At 65.6% G+C, this 16,193-nt stretch carries 14 protein-coding genes and 2 tRNA genes; 11 read left to right on the top strand and 5 right to left on the bottom strand.

The genetic code is table 11. From position 1 onward, the window contains the following. Positions 1-83: 83 nt before the first annotated feature. The 3 genes from coaD to ELY13_RS11665 are packed head-to-tail and all read right to left on the bottom strand — an operon-like array spanning position 84 to position 1,761. Complete coding sequence (gene coaD, locus ELY13_RS11655; RefSeq protein ID WP_126174102.1) at positions 84-602, bottom strand: pantetheine-phosphate adenylyltransferase; 519 nt, start codon at positions 600-602, stop codon at positions 84-86. Continuing rightward, entirely contained in the window at positions 603-1,523 is a 921-nt protein-coding gene (locus ELY13_RS11660; protein ID WP_420897425.1) for a polyprenyl synthetase family protein, read from the bottom strand. It abuts the gene before it with no gap. Next, positions 1,513-1,761, bottom strand: coding sequence for an exodeoxyribonuclease VII small subunit (locus tag ELY13_RS11665; RefSeq protein WP_126174103.1), 249 nt, complete (start codon positions 1,759-1,761; stop codon positions 1,513-1,515). The genes ELY13_RS11660 and ELY13_RS11665 overlap by 11 nt, the downstream gene beginning before the upstream one ends. A gap of 76 nt (positions 1,762-1,837) precedes the next feature. Between ELY13_RS11665 and purL the strand changes: the two genes are divergently transcribed. Then, positions 1,838-4,051 carry a phosphoribosylformylglycinamidine synthase subunit PurL gene (gene purL / locus ELY13_RS11670; RefSeq protein ID WP_126174104.1) on the top strand — a complete coding sequence of 738 codons (2,214 nt, stop codon included), beginning with the start codon at positions 1,838-1,840 and terminating at the stop codon, positions 4,049-4,051. A 45-nt stretch (positions 4,052-4,096) separates the two neighbouring features. Here purL and serB read toward each other — a convergent pair whose 3' ends face one another. Next, positions 4,097-4,981: a phosphoserine phosphatase SerB gene (gene serB / locus ELY13_RS11675; protein WP_126174105.1), complete on the bottom strand. Its 885-nt coding sequence runs from the start codon at positions 4,979-4,981 to the stop codon at positions 4,097-4,099. On the opposite strand from serB, the gene miaA reads away from it, so the two are divergent. From miaA to leuA, 6 genes are all read left to right on the top strand, one after another. Beyond that, entirely contained in the window at positions 4,974-5,936 is a 963-nt protein-coding gene (miaA, locus tag ELY13_RS11680) for a tRNA (adenosine(37)-N6)-dimethylallyltransferase MiaA (RefSeq protein WP_126174106.1), read from the top strand. The genes serB and miaA overlap by 8 nt on opposite strands. 162 nt (positions 5,937-6,098) lie before the next feature. After that, on the top strand, positions 6,099-7,847 hold the full coding sequence (gene ilvB / locus ELY13_RS11685) for a biosynthetic-type acetolactate synthase large subunit (protein WP_126174107.1): 1,749 nt from the start codon (positions 6,099-6,101) through the stop codon (positions 7,845-7,847). Beyond that, positions 7,847-8,362 (top strand): acetolactate synthase small subunit, encoded by a 516-nt coding sequence (gene ilvN, locus ELY13_RS11690; RefSeq protein ID WP_126174108.1) that lies wholly within the window; start codon positions 7,847-7,849, stop codon positions 8,360-8,362. The genes ilvB and ilvN overlap by 1 nt, the downstream gene beginning before the upstream one ends. Positions 8,363-8,493: 131 nt before the next feature. Further along, positions 8,494-9,513 (top strand): ketol-acid reductoisomerase, encoded by a 1,020-nt coding sequence (ilvC, locus tag ELY13_RS11695; RefSeq protein WP_126174109.1) that lies wholly within the window; start codon positions 8,494-8,496, stop codon positions 9,511-9,513. A gap of 177 nt (positions 9,514-9,690) precedes the next feature. Then, positions 9,691-10,335 carry a YceI family protein gene (locus ELY13_RS11700; protein WP_126174110.1) on the top strand — a complete coding sequence of 215 codons (645 nt, stop codon included), beginning with the start codon at positions 9,691-9,693 and terminating at the stop codon, positions 10,333-10,335. A gap of 247 nt (positions 10,336-10,582) precedes the next feature. Next, the gene (gene leuA / locus ELY13_RS11705) at positions 10,583-12,271 is read left to right on the top strand and encodes a 2-isopropylmalate synthase (protein ID WP_126174111.1); all 1,689 of its coding nucleotides are present in this window, start codon (positions 10,583-10,585) and stop codon (positions 12,269-12,271) included. On the opposite strand, the gene ELY13_RS11710 is transcribed toward leuA, so the two are convergent. Next, positions 12,268-12,813 carry an MOSC domain-containing protein gene (locus tag ELY13_RS11710; protein ID WP_126174112.1) on the bottom strand — a complete coding sequence of 182 codons (546 nt, stop codon included), beginning with the start codon at positions 12,811-12,813 and terminating at the stop codon, positions 12,268-12,270. The two genes, leuA and ELY13_RS11710, sit on opposite strands and share 4 nt — an antisense overlap. 104 nt (positions 12,814-12,917) lie before the next feature. Here ELY13_RS11710 and recJ point away from each other — a divergent pair, with 104 nt between their 5' ends. From recJ to asd, 4 genes are all read left to right on the top strand, one after another. Then, positions 12,918-14,699 carry a single-stranded-DNA-specific exonuclease RecJ gene (recJ, locus tag ELY13_RS11715; RefSeq protein WP_126174113.1) on the top strand — a complete coding sequence of 594 codons (1,782 nt, stop codon included), beginning with the start codon at positions 12,918-12,920 and terminating at the stop codon, positions 14,697-14,699. Between the two features lie 67 nt (positions 14,700-14,766). Next, a tRNA-Glu gene (locus ELY13_RS11720) sits at positions 14,767-14,842 on the top strand. Between the two features lie 26 nt (positions 14,843-14,868). Further along, positions 14,869-14,944 (top strand) — tRNA-Glu (locus tag ELY13_RS11725). A gap of 356 nt (positions 14,945-15,300) precedes the next feature. After that, the gene (gene asd, locus ELY13_RS11730) at positions 15,301-16,173 is read left to right on the top strand and encodes an archaetidylserine decarboxylase (protein WP_126174114.1); all 873 of its coding nucleotides are present in this window, start codon (positions 15,301-15,303) and stop codon (positions 16,171-16,173) included. Positions 16,174-16,193 lie beyond the last annotated feature (20 nt).

Consider the following 16,193-nt stretch of genomic DNA (forward strand, 5'->3'; position numbering starts at 1 on the left):
CCGCTGCATCGGATCGGCCGCCCCTGTGCCGCGTATGTGCGATTTCCGCGTGCGCAGGCGATATCCGCTGCTTCGGAAGCGCCCTAGTAGTCGCCCTTTGGGCCGTTCTGCTGCACCCGCGCTTCCACCAGATCGCGGACCTGCGGACTGACGAAGGGGGCGATCTCGCCGCCGAAGCGCGCGATTTCCTTGACCAGCCGCGACGCGATCGGCTGCAGCGACACGTCGGCCATCAGGAACACCGTTTCGATTCTGGCGCTGAGCTGCTGGTTCATGCCTGCCATCTGGTATTCGTATTCGAAGTCAGCCACCGCGCGCAGGCCGCGGATGATGATGTTCGCCCCCTGACGCTCGGCGAATTTCATCAGCAGCGCGTTGAAGCCGACCACGTCCGCGTTCGGCACGCCCAGCCGTTCCACCTCGGCACGTACCATCTCGATCCGTTCGTCCGGTGTGAACATCGGCGTCTTGGAGGAGTTGGTGGTGACGCCGATAATCAGCCGGTCGACCAGCTTGGCCCCGCGCCGGATGATGTCCGCGTGCCCCAGCGTGATCGGATCGAAGGTGCCGGGGTAGATCCCGACTCGTTCCTTTCCGGGCATCTACCGGTCCCGCTCAACGACAAAGCGGGCGAGCGCGCGCAGCAGGTCGGCTTCATCGCCGTGCACCGACAAGTGGCCGATCGCCTGGTCCACCAGAGCGCGGGCTTGCTGGCGCGCGCCGTCAGGGCCCATCAGGGAAACGAACGTCTGCTTGCCCTGCCCGGCGTCCTTGCGCAGCGCCTTGCCGGCCTTTTCCTCATCCCCTTCGTGGTCGAGCAAGTCGTCCGCGATCTGGAACGCGAGGCCGATGTCGCGGGCGTAGGCGCGCAAGTGAACCCGGCCTTCCGGCGGAACGTGGCCGAGAATCGCGCCCATTTCCACCGACGCGCCCAGCAAAGCCCCGGTCTTCAGCTGCTGCAGCCGTGTGATCGTGTGCAGGTCGAACGATTCGCTGCCCGCGGCCATGTCCATCATCTGCCCGCCGGCCATGCCGCCTTGGCCGCTGGCGACGGCGAGCGTGTGGACGAGGTTTCCACGCACGAACGGGTCGCTGCTCATTTCCGGGGCGGAAAGCAGTTCGAACGCAAAGGCATGCAGCGCATCGCCTGCCAGTACCGCCGTCGCGTCGTCGAACGCCTTGTGCACCGTAGGCTTTCCATGGCGCAGATCGTCATCGTCCATGCACGGCAGATCGTCGTGAATCAGCGAATAGACGTGGATCGCCTCAATCGCGCAGGCAGCGCGCAGGGCCGCGCTGCGCGCTACTCCGTACAGTTCCGCCGTGCTGACCAGCAGCAGCGGGCGCACGCGCTTTCCGCCGCCGATCGCGGCATAGCGCATCGCCTCTACCAAGCGGGCGCGGCTGTCTTCCGGCACCGGGAGGAATTCGTCGAACGCCTCATCCACTTCGCGCTGGATGCGGTTTAGCCCGTGCGCCAGGACGCTGTCCGCCAAGACCAGCCCCATCGCTTCAGTCGGCATCGAAGGGCGCGGTGCCGGTCGCCTTGCCGTCCGGCCCGGCGACGATCTTTTCGATCCGCGCCTGCGCCGCGTCGAGCCGCGCCTGGCAATGATTGCGCAGGCGTTCCCCGCGTTCATAGAGGCTGATCGATTCTTCGAGCGGGACTTCGCCGGTTTCCAGTTTGCGGACAACGTCCTCAAGCGCGCGCAGTGCGTCCTCGAAGCTCATTTCCGCGATTGTCGTGCCCTGTTCCTGCATCGCCGTGGTTTGGCCGCGAAGCCGCCGCCGGTCAACAGCCTAGCGCGAGGGCGCGAGCGGCGCTAAGGCGCGGCGCATGGCGACCATCACTCCTGAAACCGTCGAGGCGCACGGCCTCTCCCCGCAAGAATACGACCGGCTGCTGAAGGCCCTTGGCCGTGAGCCGAACCTGGTCGAGCTTGGGATCTTCTCGGTCATGTGGTCGGAGCATTGTTCCTACAAAAGCTCCCGCATCCACCTGAAGAAGCTGCCGACGGAGGCCCCGTGGGTGATCTGCGGCCCGGGAGAGAACGCGGGCGTGATCGACATCGGGGACGGACAGGCGGCGATCTTCAAGATGGAGAGCCACAACCACCCCTCCTATATCGAGCCGTATCAGGGCGCGGCGACCGGAGTCGGCGGCATCCTGCGCGACGTGTTCACCATGGGTGCGCGGCCGGTCGCGAACATGAACGCGCTGCGCTTCGGGCGGCCCGATCATCCCAAGATGAAGCATCTGGTGCAGGGCGTGGTCGCGGGAATCGGAGGCTACGGCAATTGCGTGGGCGTGCCGACCGTGGGCGGGGAGACGAACTTCGACCCCGCCTATGACGGCAACATCCTGGTCAACGCGATGACCGTGGGCGTCGCCGATACGGACAAGATCTTCTATTCCGCCGCCAGCGGCGTGGGGAATCCGATCGTCTATGTCGGGTCAAAGACCGGGCGCGACGGGATCCACGGGGCGACGATGGCCAGCGCCGATTTCGGCGAGGACTCGGAAGCCAAGCGCCCGACGGTGCAGGTCGGGGACCCGTTCACCGAAAAGCTGCTGATCGAAGCGTGCCTCGAGCTGATGGCGACCGACGCGATCGTTGCCATTCAGGACATGGGCGCGGCGGGGCTGACATCCTCCAGCGTCGAAATGGCGAGCAAGGGCGGCGCGGGCATTCGGCTGGACATGAACAAGGTCCCCTGCCGCGAGGAGGGGATGACTCCTTACGAGATGATGCTGTCCGAAAGCCAGGAACGCATGCTGATGGTGCTGAAGCCGGGCCGCGAGGCAGAGGCCGAGGCAATCTTCCGCAAGTGGGAACTGGACTTCGCGGTGATCGGCGAAGTGACCGAAGCCGGCCCGAATGGCGGGCACATGGTGCTGGAATGGAACGGCGAGGTCGTCTGCGACATCCCGCTTGGTCCGCTGGCGGACGACGCCCCGTGCTACGACCGGCCGCATGCGCAGCTGGAAACGCCGGCGCCGCTGAGCGACATTCCCGAAAGCCACGACGTTGCCGCGGATCTGCTGAAGATGATCGGCAGCCCGCAGCTCGCTTCGCGCAAGTGGATCTGGCAGCAATACGATAATCAGGTCGGCGCGGACACCATCCAGGGTCCGGGCGGCGATGCGGCGGTGGTCCGGGTGCACGGCACGCGCAAGGCGCTGGCGATGACGACCGACTGCACTCCGCGCTACTGCGCCGCCGATCCGATCGAGGGCGGCAAGCAGGCCGTGGCCGAGGCGTATCGCAACTTGTCCGCCACCGGAGCGCGGCCGCTGGCGATCACCAATTGCCTGAACTTCGGCAATCCGCAGCGGCCGGAGATCATGGCCCAGTTCGTCGGCTGCCTTGAAGGCATGGGTGAGGCGTGCCGCACGCTCGACTTCCCGGTCGTGAGCGGAAACGTGTCGCTCTACAACGAAAGCAAGGCGACCGGCGGCGGATCGGCGATCCTGCCGACACCGGCAATCGGCGGCGTCGGGTTGATGGACGATTACGCCGGCATGGCGACCATCGGCTTCAAGGCCGAAGGGCAGGCGATCGTACTGATCGGCGGGGAAAGCGGGCATCTTGGCCAGTCGCTGTTCCTCAGCATCCTGCACGGCCGCAAGGATGGCCCGCCCCCGCCTGTCGGGCTGGAGCTGGAGCGCGCCGCGGGTGAGCTGGTGCGCACGCTGATTGCGGACGGGACGGCCACTGCGGTTCACGACTGCGCGGATGGCGGCCTTGCCGTCACCCTGGCCGAAATGGCGCTGGCAGGCGGGATCGGGGCGCACGTCGCCCTGCCCGAAGGCCGCGTGTCCGCCGCTGCGTTCTGGTTCGGTGAGGACCAGGCCCGTTATGTCGTGACTGCCGCCGAAGCCGCTCAGGTTATCGAGGCGGCCGAGGCGGCGGGGCTAGCCGCCGTGGCGCTGGGCGAAACCGGCGGGGATGCGCTTGTTTTCCGGTCGGTCGAGGGCGAAAGCCCGGCCGGTGTGGCCGACATGCGGGAAGCGCACGAAAGCTTCTTCCGCGACTGGATGGACGCTTAGACAGCTTCCGCGTCACCGACAGTCGGGGACGCGGAAGCTTGCCGCTTATCCCATCACCCAGTCGGTACGCGGAATTTCCAGCAGTTTCAGGATCGCGGTAAGATCGCCCCGGTCGATCCAGCCGTTGGCGGCTGCCCGCGCCTTGGGCTTGGCGCGGTAGGCGATGCCGTAGGTGGCGGCGCGCAGCATCGGGATGTCGTTTGCGCCGTCCCCGGTGGCGAGGCTTACCGCATCGGGGCCGAGCTGGGCCATCTCGTCCCGCAGGACTTGCTCCTTCACCGACGAATCGGTGATCGCGCCCGCCAGCGCCCCTGTCAGCTTGCCATCGCTGACGCCGAGCCGGTTGCCGACCACGCGTTCGAACCCAAGCTGCTCCGCCACGGGATCGGCGAAGTGATGGAACCCGCCGGTAACCAGCACCGTGCGGCAGCCCTTTGCCTTTAGCGTGGCGACCAGTGTCCGCGCGCCGGGCATCGGCTCGATCCGTTCGGCAAGGCAGGTGTCGATTGCATCGAGGCCGAGGCCTTCGAGCAGCCCGACGCGCTCCCGCAAGGCGCTTTCGAAATCGAGTTCGCCCTGCATCGCGCGTTCCGTAATCGCGGAAATGCGGTCTTTCAGCCCCGCGAAGTCCGCCAGTTCGTCGATGCATTCTTGCCCGATCATGGTCGAATCCATGTCGGAGACGAATAAGTTGGGGATACGGAACGGTTGCCGGACGACCAGCAGGTCCGACGGACTGAAGTGTTCGTCCAGCACCCGGCGAAGCGTTTCCGCGTCGTCCCCGGGAAGCATCATTTCCAGCACGTCCCCGCAGTGATCGTTCATCTGGGCGTGGGCCAGCGGCAGGCCTTCCCGCTCAAGCACAGCGGTTGCCGCATCGAGGGTTGCCGCAAGGGTACTCGGTTCTGCTATCAGCCGCGCGATGAGCAAGGGCCTGTCTCCTGAAGCAACAAAAACGGTGGCGCTCATCGCAGGGCCTACCGCCAGCGGCAAGAGCGATCTGGCCGTGGACCTCGCCTTGCGGCTTGAGGCGCAAGGCCGGCGCGCAGTGGTGGTGAATGCCGACAGCGCGCAAGTCTATCGCGATCTGGCCGTGCTCAGCGCCCGCCCCTCCGCAGACGACATGCGCGGGATCGAGCATCGCCTGTTCGGATCATGGGACGGGGCGCAGGCGTGTTCCGCCGCCGACTGGGCGCACGCGGCCAGCGGGGAAATCGCCGCGCTCCATGCCGAAGGTGCCGTGCCGGTGCTGGTCGGCGGGACAGGGCTGTACGTGCGCACGCTGCTGGACGGGATTGCCCCCGTGCCGGAAATTGACCCCGCCGTGCGGGAGCAGGTTCGCGCCCTCCCCACGCCTGAAGCCTTTGCCGCGTTGCAGGGCGAAGATCCGGAGCGCGCCGCCGCGCTCAATCCCGCCGACACCACGCGGATTGCCCGCGCGCTGGAAGTCGTCCGCTCTACCGGCAAGCCGCTGGGTTTCTGGCAGGAACGGCGCGAGGGCGGGATCGCAGCAAAGATCGACCTGCATCCCCTGATCCTGCTGTCCGACCGCGAGACGTTGTACCAGCGGTGCGACGCCCGGTTCGAACGGATGATGGACTGCGGCGCCATCGCGGAAGTGGAGGCGCTGCTTGCCCGCGATCTGGCCCCTGCCCTACCCGTGATGCGCGCCATCGGGGTGCGCGAGATTGCCGGCTTTTTGCACGGCGAGTGGTCGCGGGAGGAAGCGATCCTCCGAGGCCAGCAGGCGACGCGCAACTATGCCAAGCGGCAGTACACGTGGTTCAGGAACCAGCCGCCGCAGCATTGGCCAAGGCGGGAGACGCATGATGTCTCCGAAGAAGCCTTCAACGTAATATTATGTCGAGATAGCCGGTTGACATGATATAAATGACCGCCTAGATCGCTGGTCAAGGCGGGGCGTGCCCTGCGACGAGTTGGAGAGGAGGACCCGGCGCGAGTCACTCGTAGCCGGGTCCATCTTTTCCCGAGGTCCCGAGTCGGTCTTTTATCCGGCTCTGGGTCCATCTTTTAAGAGGAGCGTGACGTGAGCGAGGAGCGCAGCGGGGCTGGCATCCTGATCGAAAGCCTGGTGCGGCAGGGAGTCGAATTCGTGTTCGGCTATCCTGGCGGCGCCGTGCTGCCGATCTATGACGAGCTGTTTTCCGACCAACGCATCCGCCACATCCTTGTCCGGCACGAAGCCGGCGCGGCGCACGCGGCGGAAGGCTATGCCCGGTCGACCGGGAAGCCCGGGGTGGTGCTGGTTACCTCCGGGCCCGGCGCGACCAACGCGATCACCGGGATTGCCGACGCGTTCATGGATTCGATACCGCTGATCGTCATCACCGGGCAGGTCGCGACCAACCTGATCGGCACCGATGCCTTCCAGGAAGCGGACACCATCGGCCTGACCCGTCACTGCACCAAGCACAATTACCTCGTGCGCGATCCGGAACATCTCGCCGCGACGATCGAGGAAGCGTTCGAGATCGCGACCACCGGCCGTCCCGGCCCGGTCGTGATCGACATTCCCAAGAACGTGCAGGTTGCCCACGCGACGATGGCGGACGCGACCGCGAAGCCGCAGCGGACCAAGCGCTACAACCCCGGCAAGGCTGCGGCGCGTGAGGAAATCGAGCAGGCGATCGAACTGCTCGCCAAGGCGGAGCGGCCGATCTTCTACACCGGCGGCGGCGTGGTCAATTCCGGCCCGCGCGCGACGGAGCTGCTGCGCAAGCTGCAGGCCCTGACCGGCGCACCCGTCACCTCCACGCTGATGGGGCTTGGCGTGTTCCCGGCCGAAGACCCGGAATGGCTTGGAATGCTGGGCATGCACGGCACCTACGAAGCCAACATGGCGATGAACCAGTGCGACCTGATGGTGAACATCGGCGCGCGGTTCGATGACCGGGTGACTGGGCGGCTCGATGCCTTTTCGCCGGAATCGACCAAGATCCACATCGATATCGACCGCGCGTCGATCAACAAGGTCGTGCCGGTCGATCTGCCGGTGGTCGGCGATTGCGCTACCGTGCTCGAACAGCTGATCGAGGCCTGGGGCGACCGCGAGGGCGCCGACCTGACAGAGTGGAAGGCGCGGGTTGCCGGCTGGAAGGCGCGCGACAGCCTTTCCTATCCCCGATTGGGCGAGAAGATCATGCCGCAGTTCGCCGTTCAGCGGCTGTATGAACTGACCAAGGCCCGCACGCCGATCATCAGCACCGAAGTCGGCCAGCATCAGATGTGGGCAGCGCAGTACTTCGGCTTTTCGTCCCCCAACCGCTGGCTGACGTCCGGCGGACTGGGCACGATGGGTTATGGCCTGCCCGCCGCGATCGGCGCGCAGCTTGGCCACCCGGACGATCTGGTGATCGACATCGCGGGCGAAGCCTCAATCCAGATGAACATCCAGGAAATGGCCACGGCCACCCAGTACCGCCTGCCGGTGAAGGTGTTCATCCTCAACAACGAATACATGGGCATGGTCCGGCAGTGGCAGGAACTGACCTATGAAAGCCGCTACTCCAATTCCTATTCGGACAGCCTGCCGGACTTCGTGAAGCTGGCAGAAAGCTATGGTTGGAAGGGCATCCGGATCGAGAACGAAAGCCAGCTCGACGCCGGGATCGAGGCAATGCTGGCGCATGACGGGCCGGTGATGGTCGATTGCCAGGTGTCGAAGGACGCGAATTGTTTCCCGATGATCCCCTCGGGCGCGGCGCATACCGAAATGCTGCTTTACGGCGATCAGGTTGCGGGCACGATGGAAGACGAAGCGAAGGCGCTGGTGTGATGAAGATACAGCATCGCGAATCCGAGCGGCACGTTCTGACCGTCACGGTCGACAACGAGGCCGGCATCCTTGCCAAGATCGCAGGGCTGTTCACCGCGCGCGGGTACAACATCGACAGCCTGACCGTGGCCGATATCTCGGAAGACCACGCGGTCAGCCGCATCACCATCGTCACCAACGGCCCGCCGCCGGTGATCGACCAGATTCGGGCGCAGCTGGAACGGCTGGTGCCGGTCCACCGGGTGACGGACCTGACCGAAGCCGGCCCGCATGTCGAGCGGGAGCTGGCGCTGGTCAAGGTTGCCGGAACGGGTGAGAAGCGAGTCGAGGCGTTGCGCCTGGCCGAAGTGTTCCGCGCGAGCGTGGTCGACATCACCACCTCCAGCTTCATCTTCGAACTGACCGGCGCGCCGGACAAGATCGACAACTTCGTCGCCCTGATGCGCGAACTTGGACTGGTCGAGGTCGGGCGGACCGGGATCGTCGGCATGATGCGGGGCACCGAAGGGGCCTGAACCCGGATTTTCGAACAGCGCTGTCGGATGACGCGCTCCGGGTTCCACCTTGTCCCGGGCGCTGACGGTGCGAGAGGCAGCATGATGCCGGACCCGGTCCGGCATGACGGAAAATGGCAAGGAATCGAGAAATGAAAGTCTACTACGACGCCGATTGCGACCTGAACCTGATCACGGACAAGAAGATCGCGATCATCGGCTATGGCAGCCAGGGCCACGCCCACGCGCAGAACCTGCGGGATTCGGGCGTGAAGGACGTCGCCATCGCGCTGCGCGCCGGATCGGCCAGCGCCAAGAAGGCGGAAGACGCCGGGTTCAAGGTTCTGTCGAACGCCGAAGCTGCCGAGTGGGCCGATATCCTGATGATGCTTGCGCCCGATGAGCATCAGGCGGCGATCTGGAACAACGACCTGAAGGGCAGGATGAAGAAGGGCGCGGCGCTTGCTTTTGCGCATGGGCTCAACGTGCACTTCGGCCTTATCGAGCCTTCCGACGACATCGATGTAATCATGATCGCACCGAAGGGTCCGGGCCACACCGTGCGCAGCGAATACAAGCGCGGCGGCGGCGTTCCCTGCCTGGTCGCCATCCACCAGGACGCCAGCGGCAACGCGCACGATGTCGCCCTCGCCTATGCCTGCGGCGTCGGCGGCGGCCGTTCGGGCATCATCGAGACGACCTTCAAGGAAGAGTGCGAAACCGACTTGTTCGGTGAGCAGGCCGTGCTGTGCGGCGGCATCACCCACCTGATCATGGCCGGGTTCGAAACGCTGGTGGAAGCCGGCTACGCTCCGGAAATGGCGTACTTCGAGTGTCTGCACGAAACCAAGCTGATCGTGGACCTGCTGTACGAAGGCGGGATCGCGAACATGCGCTATTCGATCTCCAACACCGCGGAATACGGCGATTACCACACCGGCCCGCGCGTGATCACCGACGAGACGAAGGCGGAAATGAAGCGCGTGCTGGAGGACATCCAGTCCGGCCGCTTCGTTCAGCGCTTCATGCTCGACAACGCCGTCGGCAACCCGGAAATGAAGGCCGCGCGCAAGCGGCAGGGCGAACACCCGATCGAACAGACCGGTGCCCAGCTTCGCGGGATGATGCCCTGGATCACCGCCAACAAGCTGGTGGACAAGGACAAGAACTGATCCATTCGGACTGGATGATCGAAGGGGGAGCGGCGCAAACCGCTCCCCCTTTTTCGTGCCGCACGTTCAGGCTTTCACCTCCGGACCGGCACGGCCAGTTTCGCCCCCTGCTTGATCGCTGGTGGACATTATCTATCTCCCGAGCCAGACTGGTTGAAAGGTCATGGGAGACTGAACATGCGTAAATGGACCCTGTCGCTTGCCGCTGCTGGCGCGGCGTTGGTTTCGGTCGGCGCTCTGCAGGCGCAGACTGCTCCGCAACTGCCCGGCACGATGGACGCGACCCGCGTCACGGCCGGCACTTACACGGTGGATCCGGGCCACACCCTGGTGGGGTGGCGAGTCAATCACTTCGGCTTCAACGATTACTTCGGCATCTTCGGCAACGTCGAAGGCAATCTGGCGATCGATCCGGCGAACCCCGGAGCGGCGAAGCTGGACGTGACGATCCCGATCTCTTCGCTGGTGGTGGCCAGCCAGGGACTGCGCGATCACTTGCTGCGCCCCGGCGCGGACGGAAAGACCCCGGACTTCTTCGGCGCCGAACCGCAGCCCGCCCGCTTCGTTTCGACACAAGTGACGCGCAACGGACCGACCACGGCCGACATCACCGGCAATCTGACGCTGAACGGGGTAACGAAGCCCGTCACCATCGCCGCCCGCTTCACCGGCGCCGGCGCCAACCCGATGAGCCAGGTGGCGACGGTCGGCTTCGAGGGGACGACCACGATTAACCGCACCGACTACGGCATCAACTTTGCCGCACCGTTCGTGTCCGACGCAGTCGAACTGGACATCAGCGCCGCGTTCGAAAAGCGGTAAGCGCCTGCACGATAACCCTCCGCCCGAAACGGCGGAGGGTTTCATCTGGACAAACCCCTGTCCTTGCGCATAGGCAGTGGCTTATGCACCGGCATGAGCTTCTTTCGCTGCTTCGACTTACGCGCCCTTAGGCGCGTACCCCGCCCGTGCGCCGATCGGCCCGGGCAGCCCGCCTAAGGGCCTCAGCATCGAAGACGAAACCTGCCCGCGGCCACTCCCGCGCGCTTCAGCGACAAGGCAATGCCTCATGGCCATGCTCAAAGATCCGGTCCGAAAGTACCAGCCCTTCCCGCAAGTCCCCCTGCCCGACCGGCAGTGGCCCAGCCGCACGATCACGGCCCCCCCCCGGTGGCTTTCGACTGACCTGCGCGACGGCAACCAGTCGATCATCGATCCGATGGACGCGGTGAAGAAGAACCGCTTCTTCGATCTGCTGGTGGAGATCGGCGTTAAGGAAATCGAAGTCGGTTTCCCCAGCGCCGGCAAGACCGAATTCGACTTCATCCAGTCTCTCGTGCGCTCCGGCAAGATTCCCGACGATGTGATGGTCCAGGTTCTGACCCAGTCGCGCGAAGACCTGATCCGCACCAGCTTTGAAAGCCTGGAAGGCGCGCGGACGGCAATCGTGCACTTGTACAACGCGGTGTCGCCTGCGTGGCGCGAGATCGTGTTCCGGATGACCCCGGCGCAAGTGAAGCAGGTGGCGATCCAGGGTGCGACATGGCTGCGCGACGAAGCGGCGAAGCGGCCGGATACGGACTGGCACTTCCAGTATTCGCCGGAGACGTTCTCCACGGCCGAACTCGATTTCAGCCTGGAAGTTTGCGAAGCGGTGATGGACGTGCTCCAGCCGACCGCCGAACGGCCGATCATCCTCAACCTTCCGGCAACCGTCGAGGCGTCGACGCCCAACATCTATGCCGACCAGATCGAGTATTTCTGCCGCAACCTGCCGGGCCGCGACCGGGCGGTCATCAGCCTGCACACCCACAACGACCGGGGCACCGGCGTCGCCGCCGCGGAGCTTGGCCTGATGGCCGGGGCGGACCGCATCGAAGGCTGCCTGTTCGGCAATGGGGAGCGGACGGGCAACTGCGATCTGGTGACAATTGCCCTCAACATGTACACGCAAGGCATTGATCCCGAACTGGATTTTTCCGACATCGACAAAGTGATCGAGACGGTCGAGTTCTGCAACCAGATCCCTGTCCACCAGCGCCACCCCTATGGTGGGGAACTGGTGTTCACTGCGTTTTCCGGCAGCCATCAGGACGCGATCAAGAAGGGCTTTGCCGCGCAGGACCAGCGCAACGACGAATTGTGGCGCGTGCCGTACTTGCCGATCGACCCCGCCGATCTTGGCCGCAGCTACGAAGCGGTCATCCGGGTCAACTCGCAATCCGGCAAGGGCGGGTTCGCCTGGGTGCTGGAGCAGGACCAGGGGCTGAAACTGCCCAAGCGGCTTCAGGCCGACTTCTCGCGGCAGGTGCAGCGCCTCGCCGATGAGCTTGGACGGGAACTGAACGCTGCCGATATCTGGCAGGTGTTCCGCGAAACCTACTTCGTGAAAGTCGAGAAGCGCCGCTTCCGACTGGTCGACTTCGAGGAGACCCGCGCCAGCGACGGGACGCGCTTGTTCACCGGCACGATCGAGGTCGAAGGGCAGGCGCAGCAAGTCAGCGGACGCGGTAAGGGACTGATCTCGTCCGTGCTGGCGACGCTGAAGGACGCGTTCGGGCTGGAGCTGGAAGTGCTCGACTACACCGAGCACGCACTCGGCACCGGCACCGATGCAAAGGCGGCTGCCTATCTCGAATGCGCGATGCCGGATGGGCAAATCGTCTGGGGTGTGGGGATCGACCAGGACGTTGCCACCGCGAGCGTGCGGGCGATCCTCAGCGCAGCGAATGGAGCGGTGCGCAACTCCGGAAGCTAGACCGGCTCCATCGCCACGAAGGTCTCGGGCCGGGATTCGATCGATATCGGATCGCCGGCCCGAACTTCGCCCCCGCTCACGACGATAGCCATCACCCCGGCCTTGCGGACCAGCGATCCATCGGGGGCGCGGTCCAGCGTGGCCGCCATCGCGCCCTTGGCGATGTTCTCATTGATCAGGCGGCACGGGTTCCTGAGGCCGGTCACTTCGACCACGGCTTCCGCGCCCAGCCGCAGCCGGGTGCCGCTGGACAAGCCGAGCAAGTCGATGCCTTGCGTCGTGACGTTCTCGCCCAGGTCCCCCGGACCGACCGAGAATCCTTGTTCGCGCATCTCATCAAGCAGTTCGGCATGAATCAGGTGGACCTGCCGCAGGTTGAGCGCGTCCGGATCCTGCTTCACGCGGGCGCGGTGCTTTACCATCACGCCCGCATGGACATCGCCTTCGATCCCGATCCCGGCGATCAGCCGGACCGATGCACGAGTGGGCTTGGAGAAGCGGTGCGCGTCGTCCGTGGCGAGCGCGATGATGCGGGCATCCATGACCCATGCGCTACCGCACTCGCGCGGCGGCTTCAATCGGCCGCGAGGTCGCTCATCCGATTCCCCGCCTTTCCCCCGGTGAGCGACTGGGGTAACCGGAACATATGGTGACACAAGCAGCAGTTCTGGGAGTCGAACGTTCCTTCATGGGCCGGGCGTGGCGTTGGCGCGGCGGGAACATGGCGCTGGAATCCTCCGCCCGGGGGCTGGAGGAAGACATCGTTACCCAGCTTCTGCTTGCCCGCGGAGTGGCGCGGGAGGACCTTGCGCGGCACCGCTCCCCCACCCTGCGCGCGTTCCTGCCGGACCCGTCGCGCTTCAACGACATGGACATCGCCGCAGAACGGGTCGCGCAAGCGGTGCTGGAGCAGGAAACGGTCACCGTCTTCGGGGACTACGACGTTGACGGGGCGACCAGCGCGGCGCTGCTGATCAGGCTGCTGCGGATGCTGGGGTTGCAGGCGCGGCACTACATTCCCGACCGGCTGCTGGAAGGCTACGGGCCAAGCGGGGAAGCGCTCGTCCGGTTGGCGCAGGACGGGTCCAGCCTGATCGTGACGGTCGACTGCGGGGCGATGGCGTACGAGGCGCTGCAGGCGGCGCGCAACGTCGGCGTGGACGTGATCGTGGTGGATCACCACAAGTGCGCGCCGGATCTTCCCCCTGCCCTTGCGCTGGTCAATCCCAACCGCCTCGACGAGTGCGAGGAAGCCGCCGCGCACGGGCATTTGGCAGCCGTGGGGGTTGCGTTCCTGCTGGCGGTCGCGGTCACGCGGACGTTGCGGCAGCGCGGGTACTTCAAGGACAGGGCAGAGCCCGATCTTCTCGCGCTGCTCGATCTGGTTGCGCTTGGCACGGTGGCGGACGTGGCGGCGATACGCGGGCTCAACCGCGCCTTTGTCGCGCAGGGCCTGAAGGTCATGGCGCGCCGCGCCAACGTCGGGATGGCCGCGCTGATCGATGCGAGCCGCTTGTCGCGCGCGCCGACGTGCAGCGATTGCGGGTTCGCGCTCGGCCCCCGGATCAATGCCGGCGGGCGCGTGGGCGAGGCGACGCTCGGCGTGCGCCTGCTGACGACCGAGGACCCGGACGAAGCCCGCGCGATTGCCGCGCAGCTGTCCCAGCTCAACGAGGAACGGCGCGCCATCGAGGCGGCCGTGCAGGAAGCGGCGGAGCAGCAGTTGGCGGCGCAGCACAACCGCGCCGTGCTCATCCTCTCGGGCCGGGGCTGGCATCCCGGCGTGATCGGCATCGTGGCCGGGCGGATCAAGGAAAAGAGCGGGAAGCCCACCCTCGTTGTCGCGATCGATGAAGAGACCGGACAAGGCAAAGGCTCGGGCCGGTCGATTTCGGGAGTCGATCTGGGCGCGGCGATTCTCGGCGCCCGCGATTTGGGGCTGCTGCTGGCCGGGGGCGGCCACGCAATGGCGGCGGGCCTGACGGTGAGCGAATCGCGAATCGGCGAACTGGGCGACTGGCTGGACGAGCGGCTGGGCAGCGCCGTCGCCGCAGCGATGGAGCAGCAAAGCGTGCTGCTGGACCTGTCACTTGCACCGGGAGGGCTTACGCCGGACTTGATCGAGACCCTGGAAAGCGCGGGGCCGTTCGGCGTCGGCTGGCCGGGTCCGCGCGTTGCGGTGGGGCCGGTTCGAATCGTCAAGGCGGACATGGTGGGCAGCGATCACGTGCGGGTAATCGCCAGCGGGGGCGACGGGACATCGCTGAAGGCCATCGCTTTCCGGGCGGCCGAGACGGAGCTTGGACAGACGCTGCTCCACGGATCGTCCGGGCGGCGCCTGTGGCTGGCCGGGCGGGCGAAGCTTGATGATTGGGGAAGTCGGCCGAAGGCGGAATTGCATCTGGAAGATGCTGCGTGGGCAGATTGATACTGAGGTGACCGGAAAGGGTTGACCGCACCTGCGAGTGTCCGTAAGTGCCGCCCACCACTCACGTGGCCCCTTCGTCTAGCGGTCTAGGACGCGGCCCTTTCACGGCTGAAACACGGGTTCGATTCCCGTAGGGGTCACCAGAGTGTGGCATCATGGCCTCTTGATCGGCCCCTTCGTCTAGCGGTCCAGGACGCGGCCCTCTCACGGCTGAAACACGGGTTCGATTCCCGTAGGGGTCACCAGGTTTCGCGCGCCGGGCTGTTCGTTCGTGCGCCGACGTGCCGGCAATCAGCTCTCCATCGTCTGTCGTTGAGACGTCCGCGCGCGGCAGCAGGCGCGGTCGGTGAGCGCTGACGAAGTGCGTCGCTGAAGTTCCACGTCTGGTAAATGCCTGTGAGCGGCACGGGTGTGAAAGCCGCGTCCACCAGCGTCGGCAGCGACCGGTGGAGGCACGGTTGATCGCCATCCTCATCGAGCCAGCGTCGAAGACCCCTGTTTCAGAGCACCGGCAATGCCTCAGCGGGTGGCGGCAACTTTTCGGCGCCGCCCAGCTTGTGGTTCATGACAGGAGCGCCGTGCCTGTGTTACGGGGCCTGCCATGTCGGATCGTCTGAAAGTCATGGTTCAGCACCTGCTGCCCAAGCAGCTGCTGACCACCCTCGCCGGCCGGGCTGCCAGTGCGCGGGGCGGCGGGATGACGACCCGGCTGATCACCTGGTTCGTCGGCAAGTACGGCGTCGACATGACCGAAGCCGAGAACGCGGAGATCGGCAGCTATCGCAGCTTCAACGATTTCTTCACGCGCCCGCTGAAGACCGGGGCGCGGCCGATCGCGGCGGCGGACTTCGTATGCCCGGTCGATGGCGCGATCAGCCAGTTCGGCGCGATCGACGATTATCACATGCTGCAGGCCAAGGGCCATCGCTTCACCACCACCGCGCTGCTTGGCGGGGACAGCGCACTGGCAGACGAGTTCCGTCACGGCAGCTTTGCCAACCTCTACCTGTCGCCAAAGGATTATCACCGCCTGCACATGCCGTGCGACGGCAAGCTGACGCGGATGATCTACGTGCCGGGCACGCTGTTTTCGGTAAATCCGACCACCGCCCGGGGTGTGCCGAACCTGTTTGCGCGAAACGAGCGCGTGGTGTGCGTGTTCGATTCGCCGGAACACGGGCCGTTCGTGATGGTGCTGGTCGGCGCCACCATCGTCGGCAGCATGGCGACGGTGTGGCACGGCGTGGTCAATCCGAAGCGCACCGGCAAGATATCCGAATGGACATACGCCGATCAGGACATCGTCCTGAAGAAGGGCGAGGAGATGGGGCGCTTCCTGCTTGGTTCGACGATCGTGATGTTGTTCCGTCAGGGCACCATCGCCTTCAACGAAAACTGGGCGCCGGAGCGATCCGTACGACTGGGGGAGGCAATGGGAAACCGCCCCGCCCCCCAATCTTCCGGCACCCGCTGAAGGCGCAGGAAAGCCCGCGC

The sequence above is a fragment of the Altericroceibacterium xinjiangense genome (genome assembly GCF_003958635.1).
GTDB lineage: Bacteria > Pseudomonadota > Alphaproteobacteria > Sphingomonadales > Sphingomonadaceae > Altericroceibacterium_A > Altericroceibacterium_A xinjiangense.